Here is a 3,283-nt window from a genome sequence, read left to right as displayed (position 1 = left end):
GCCCATTCGTGTGCCGCCGGAACAATCAACACGAGTTCGTCGGTGAGAAACGGCTCTGCCTTGACATCCCTGCTGCGCGACGGCCCTTCAATGAATCCCAGGGCTATCTCGTGTTGGACGACTGCATCGACAATGCGCTCCGTGTTTCCGCTGATCAGCGTCGGCTGCACGCGCGGATGTTCGGCGAGAAAATCACCCAGCATTCGCGGCAAAACGTATTGAGCGATAGTGGTCGAAGCACCGAGCGAAAGCTGCCCAGCCAGTTCGCCGCCTATGGCTGCGATCTCATGCTCGGCCCGCTGCAAAAGGGCATGCGCCTGCTCTGCATAGCCGAGGAGAGTTTTTCCCGCGGAAGTCAATGCAACCCGCGAGCCGGTGCGATCGAAGAGCTGCACGCCGAGGTCTTCTTCCAATGCTTTGATCTGAAGACTCACCGCTGGCTGCGTGAGAAAAAGTTCCTCCGCGGCCTTGCGAAAGCTCAACTGCTGCGCGACAGCCCGAAACACAGCCAGTCGCGCATTCTCAAGATGGGCCATGGCGGTATTAGAACACCCGCGCTCGACCCAGAGCCGGGCTCGTCCCAACTCGTTAGGGCACGCTCATCGTCGGCTCACCAACTGCCACCTCAATCTCGATGCTCGGCGGAGACAGAAGTGTGTTGTGAATAAGGCAGTGATGCACCGAACGCCGCAGCCCCTCGATCTGTTCCGGACTCAGCTCGGCAGGGCATGTCACGTGAATGCGAAAATTCCCAAGCCTGGCAGGCTGCATCAACTTATCTGAAGACACCGTGACTTCCACGCCGCGATCATCGAGCTTGCGCGTTCGCAGATATTGCACGGCATAGAACTCGGCGCATGCGCCGAGCGAGCCCAGCAAAAACTCTGGCGGCGTCATCCCTGCGTCTTCGCCACCATTCTCGCGTGGCTGATCGCAAATCACGGAGTGCGCTCTCGCCTGAACACTGAATTTGAATCGATCGATTTGTTTGACTGTGACTTCCATAGAAACCCTCGTCCTTCACTGGATGAAAGACACCAACGGTGAAATTCGTTACAGAGTTTCTAAGCTTTCTTCTGAACGGGCGCAGTGATCAATCGCACGTACTCGCGCGTCAGCACCCCCCGCAACTGCTTCGACACCGCCGGATCGCAGGAAGCCTGCAACGATCGGCAGCGATCAATTGCAACGCGCATGTCGCGAAGAAAGGCCACGCAGGCCGGGCATCCCTCGATATGGCGCTCCATCTCTTCGCACGTCGCCGGCTCCACGCGTCCATCCAGGTATTCAGAAAGTTGTGCAAACAGGTCGCGACACTCCGCTGGACGTTTCTTCCTCGCTGCCCTCTTGCTTTTTGTCCTTTCGCTCCGATTCGCCTTTCGCGATTGCGCGGCGCCCAGGTGACGTATCTGCACGCTCATCTCCTTGCGCACAGCAAGTCGCGCGCGATGCAGTCGCACCCGCACAGTTCCCGGCTGCAATCCCAGCACCTGTGCAACTTCTTCAGTTGTCAGCTCTTCCATATCGTGGAGCACCAGTACCAGTCGCAATGCAACCGGAATTCGCAGCACCGCCTGCTGCAGCAGTGCCTCCTGCTCTGCCTGTACCGCGCTGCCTTCGGGAGAAACAGCCACATCCTCCAGCAGCTTTGCCAGTTCGGTGTCATCCGGCATCAGGTCATCGAGCGATACATGAGACCCCGCGCCGCCAGCTGGCTTGCGACGCATTCTCCAGCATCGGTTGCGGGTCACGGTATAAAGCCACACCGAAAGGGCTTGCGGATCCTGAATTTTGGCAAGATGCTTCAGCGAACGGAACAGCACTTCCTGCATGGTGTCTTCCGCATCTTCAGGATGTCCGCACACCTTCATGCTGAACGAATACACCGTGTTTTGCAGCAACCCGATCGCCTCCTCCACCGCCTCAGGAGAGTTGCGCTGCAACAGGTCAACGGCTTTCGCCAGTTCAGATCGCATCGGTTATAGTTCTTTTCCATCATAAGTATAGAAAACGATCCATTCCCGCGTATGTGCGCGATGACCATCCACTTCCAGCAGGCAGTCGATACACACCAGGCGTAAAATCTCTGCACTGGCGCCCAAACCGCCCTCGGCTCGGGTGTGCTCGACGCATTCACGGCGCCGAGAACGACACGGAACAATCCGATCTCATCCAGCGGGTCGCGGAAGCCTAGTCGTTGCAGCTGGGGAGTCTTGTTCACCGGTCCTTGCGATAAAGCAGGTCCCGAATCACTTTGCGCCTCTCTGCATTCACTTCGTTCAGCGCTTTACGCTCATCGGCGCTCATCGGTTGCTGATCCCTTTCCTCTTCCGCCTCGGGAGAACTGCAGTCCGGACAGCGATTCGCGAATCCCGGTTTATCGGGCCTCAATTCGAACTCTTCCCCGCATACAACGCACGTTTTAATCGGGAAACTCATCGGAACTATTCTATTTAAATCACGCGCATATTGACCTGTGGAATCCTGATACCGCCATTTCCCGTCCTATGAATAGGCGTCTTCCGATTTTTCCGTCGCTTTCGCCGGGGCCCGATGGTCGAAAGGGCTTCAATTTAATTCCTTTGACCGGAATTCCGTTGATGGGTATCCTGAGTGCTCACCTCTACCGCCGGAGGGTCAAATGCAAGCGATTCATCCGAAAGTTCTTATCCTTGATGATGACCCGATGCACCTGGAGATCTATGGCCTGCTCATAAAGCAGGCCGGCTACGAGGCGCTGCCAACCCTGGTTCGATTTGCGGGTACCGAAATTCCACGCGAGGAGTGTCTCGGACTCGTATTGCTCGATTACAGGCTTAATTCCATGAAAACCTCTCCTGATTTCGCCCGGGAAATCCGCGCCCTCTATCCCAGCGTCCCCATCATCGTTCTCTCAGATCTTTGGTCCCTGCCCACGGATATTGCCCCATTCGTGAACGGATTCGTCCGCAAGGGCGAACCGGCCAAATTGCTGGAGATGATTTCTCGTTTCTTTATCGCGCCCTCCAATGACACGAGCGAGCAGGACGAGGCCCGCGCAGCGCGGGATTAATCAGCGGGTGCCTGCCTGCAGCCGTCCGACCTCAAAGCAACCAATTTCCAGTGCGGCCGCTTTCTCGTCGATCACCTTCTTGAAGGCAGAGAGTGCATGCGGATCGATCGATGACCCGCTCAATCTCCGCCCACAGCAGCACTAGCGGATCCAGTATTGCCGGTTCAATCCCAGGTGATATTTCAGACGCGGATCAATCCCGCTTTCGTGTCGGCCAATCTTGTATCCCAG

At 56.8% G+C, this 3,283-nt stretch carries 4 protein-coding genes; 1 reads left to right on the top strand and 3 read right to left on the bottom strand.

Going from position 1 to position 3,283, the window contains the following annotated elements:
* The 3 genes from WA354_RS01150 to WA354_RS01140 form a co-directional block, all read right to left on the bottom strand.
* Positions 1–536: LysR family transcriptional regulator (locus WA354_RS01150; protein ID WP_472811174.1), on the bottom strand; the 536-nt coding region annotated here is incomplete at its 3' end.
* A 52-nt stretch (positions 537–588) separates the two neighbouring features.
* Positions 589–1,005, bottom strand: coding sequence for an OsmC family protein (locus WA354_RS01145; RefSeq protein ID WP_472811173.1), 417 nt, complete (start codon positions 1,003–1,005; stop codon positions 589–591).
* Positions 1,006–1,064: 59 nt separating this feature from the next.
* Positions 1,065–1,976, bottom strand: a complete 912-nt coding sequence (locus tag WA354_RS01140; RefSeq protein ID WP_472811172.1) for a sigma-70 family RNA polymerase sigma factor — start codon at positions 1,974–1,976, stop codon at positions 1,065–1,067.
* 665 nt (positions 1,977–2,641) lie between these two features.
* Here WA354_RS01140 and WA354_RS01135 point away from each other — a divergent pair.
* Complete coding sequence (locus tag WA354_RS01135) at positions 2,642–3,052, top strand: hypothetical protein (RefSeq protein WP_472811171.1); 411 nt, start codon at positions 2,642–2,644, stop codon at positions 3,050–3,052.
* Positions 3,053–3,283: the final 231 nt, after the last annotated feature.

The sequence above is a fragment of the Occallatibacter sp. genome (genome assembly GCF_049802275.1).
In the GTDB taxonomy this organism is placed as follows: domain Bacteria; phylum Acidobacteriota; class Terriglobia; order Terriglobales; family Acidobacteriaceae; genus Telmatobacter.
Note: the sequence above shows the minus strand (reverse complement) of the source record. Positions and strands in the feature narration are given on the sequence as shown.

What these genes read in the sequence shown, in the direction of transcription:
- WA354_RS01145 (WP_472811173.1), bottom strand. Translation starts at nt 1,005, where the DNA reads ATGGAAGTCACAGTCAAACAAATCGATCGATTCAAATTCAGTGTTCAG.
- WA354_RS01135 (WP_472811171.1), top strand. Translation starts at nt 2,642, where the DNA reads ATGCAAGCGATTCATCCGAAAGTTCTTATCCTTGATGATGACCCGATG.
- WA354_RS01140 (WP_472811172.1), bottom strand. Translation starts at nt 1,976, where the DNA reads ATGCGATCTGAACTGGCGAAAGCCGTTGACCTGTTGCAGCGCAACTCT.